The sequence below is a fragment of the Leisingera sp. F5 genome, assembly GCF_001593695.1.
Genome location: NZ_LUKH01000402.1, coordinates 1 through 2573, shown reverse-complemented (window position 1 = coordinate 2573; position 2573 = coordinate 1). Strand labels below are relative to the sequence as shown.

The 2573-nt window shown below is 64.8% G+C and carries 2 protein-coding genes; one reads left to right on the top strand and one right to left on the bottom strand.

What is annotated here, in order from left to right; all coding sequences use genetic code 11:
- The first annotated feature begins 88 nt into the window (after positions 1-88).
- Positions 89-1639, top strand: a complete 1551-nt coding sequence (gene murJ, locus A2I95_RS30950) for a murein biosynthesis integral membrane protein MurJ (protein WP_291735990.1) — start codon at positions 89-91, stop codon at positions 1637-1639.
- Between the two features lie 124 nt (positions 1640-1763).
- Here the strand turns inward: murJ and A2I95_RS30945 are convergent, their stop codons facing one another.
- Positions 1764-2450 carry a rhomboid family intramembrane serine protease gene (locus A2I95_RS30945; protein ID WP_027257661.1) on the bottom strand — a complete coding sequence of 229 codons (687 nt, stop codon included), beginning with the start codon at positions 2448-2450 and terminating at the stop codon, positions 1764-1766.
- Between the last annotated feature and the right edge of the window lie 123 nt (positions 2451-2573).

The following is a 2573-nucleotide window of genomic DNA, read 5'->3' as shown; positions in this document are numbered from 1 at the left end:
GCCTGAAATACTATGCAGAGTCCAAACAGCGGACGCTGGAAAAGAAACTGCGCGAGGCAATTGCTGCTGGCGCAAAACGGGCGGATACATGAAACCGATCAAACTGCTTTCGGGCTTCCTGACCGTCGGGTTCTGGACGCTGGCAAGCCGTGTACTGGGCTTTGCACGCGAGATCCTGATCGCCGCCTTCATCGGCCCCGGCCCGGTGCTGGATGCCTTTATCGTGGCCTTCCGCCTGCCTAACATGTTCCGCCGCTTCTTCGCCGAAGGTGCCTTTAACGCCGCCTTTGTGCCGGCTTTCTCCAAACGCTACGAGGCCGGCGAGGACGCGCAGTCTTACGCCCAGCAGGCCTTCAACCTGCTTGCCGCAGCAGTACTGGCACTGGTTGGGCTCGGCATGGTGTTCATGCCCGGGCTGGTCTGGCTGACGGCGGGCGGGTTTGTCGGCGATGCCCGGTTTGATATGGCAGTGGGATACGGCTACATCGTCTTTCCCTACATCCTGTTCATGTCTCTGGCGGCATTGTTTTCCGGGGTTCTGAACGCCACAGGGCGCTTTGCCGCCGCTGCCGCCGCACCGGTTCTCCTCAACATATTTGCCTGTGCAGCCATGGCTGCCGGTGCCCTGCTGGGCGGAGAGGTTGTGATTTGGCTGGTCTGGACCATTCCGGTTGCAGGTGTGGCCCAGCTGGCGCTGGTCTGGGTTGCCGCCGCCCGTGCAGGCATTGTCCTGCGCCCCGGCCTGCCCCGCTGGAACACCGAGATGCGCAGCCTGATGAGCGTTGCCGTGCCGGCGGCGCTGGCCATGGGGGTCACCCAGATCAATCTGGTGGTCGGGCAATATGTGGCGTCGGACATCGAAAAAGCGGCCAGCTGGCTGTTCATTGCCGACCGGCTGTACCAGCTGCCGCTGGGTGTTGTCGGCATCGCGGTCGGCATCGTACTGCTCCCTGCCCTGTCCCGCCGCCTGCGCTCCGGAGACAGCGCTGGTTCGCAAGACGCCCTGTCGCGCGCGGGAGAATTCTCGCTGCTGCTGGCCGTGCCCTCCGCCATCGCCTTCATCACCGTGCCCGTGCCTCTGGTCTCGGTCCTCTACGAGCGCGGCGCCACCGGACCTGAGGATGTGGCCGCCATCGCCATCGCCGTCGCCATCTATGGCGCAGGCCTGCCGGCCTTCATGCTGCAAAAAGTACTGCAGCCGCTCTACTTCGCGCGGGAGGACACCAAAACGCCGTTCCGCTACGCGCTGGTTGCCATGGCCGTGAACGCCGCGCTGGCATTCGGCTTGAAGCCTATACTGGGCTGGATCGCCCCCGCCATTGCCGCCTCGGCCGCTGGCTGGGCAATGGTGGGGCTGCTGGCGATCGGCACCCGCAGAATGGGCGAGGAGGCCCGGTTCGACACCCGCTTCCGCACCCGCGCCTGGCGCATCCTGGCAGCCTCTGCTGTGATGGGGGCGGTGCTCTATGCTGTAGCCGTATCCGCGGGCTGGCTGTTTATGCTGGACTACTGGCGCTACCTGTCCCTATTAGGGCTGGTGGTGCTGGGCGGCGTGGTCTACTTCGCCGCAGGCCAAGCGCTTGGCGCCTTCCGTCTGTCAGAGTTCCGCACCGCCCTCAGCCGCCGGAAACAGGCCTGACCCCGCGCCCCTTCAGGCTGGTCTCGGGTCAAGGGCGACATAGCCTCCGCGCGTCAGCGCGGCCCGGCCCAACGGCTGGAAATGCCTCATTGGGGCATAGGCCGCGGGCGGGAGCGCCCCGCTCTCAATCGTGGCGGATGCGGTTGCGGATCCGCGCCCAGCCGCCCGGCGCCAGGAAGAACGACAGCCCAAACCCGGTGGCAAAGCCTGCCAGATCCGCGACCCAGTCCTTCTGGCCGCCAAACAACAGCCCGAACAGCAGCTGCGCACCCATCAAGAAGGCGATCAGCGAAAACGCCCGGCTCTGCTGCGCCCCGACCGAGGCCAGCGAGCGCCACAACAGGAAGGTAAACGCCCCGATCAGCCCGTAAACCGCCGGAAAGCCGCCGATCAAAGGCTGGCCGCCGCTGACCAGCAGCGCATAGCCCAGCGCGCCGCCGGCACCGGACAACACAAAGATGATCACCATCGCCAGGTCGCCCATCACCTCGCCCACCATCTTGCCCATCGCCAGCACAAAGACGCAGACAAACAGCGCGTGGGTAAAGGCGCCATGCACAAAGGGATACGACACAAAGCGCAGCAGATGCTCCGGCAGCCAGCGGCCGCTGTCCTGCATCCACCAGAAGATCTCGCTGGAAAACGCATAGGACTGGATTGCCTCCAGCCGCCAGCCGATCGCCCCCGGCCCGCCCAGGATTCCGCGGGCGCCAAGCGAGAACACCGCCTCAATCCCGATGATGATCAGCACTATCGCAACCACGGCTGCAGGCAGCGGGTTTACGGGTGCGGTGTTATGCGGGCTGCTCATTGTGTCTCCTTGCAGTGCAGAACCCTCCGCACCTGTTGACCTATCCAAGCCCCATGGGTAAGCCACCGGGGTTGCTATTTCCAGACGGGAGTTACGCCTAGATGAGCGAAACCACATTCACCC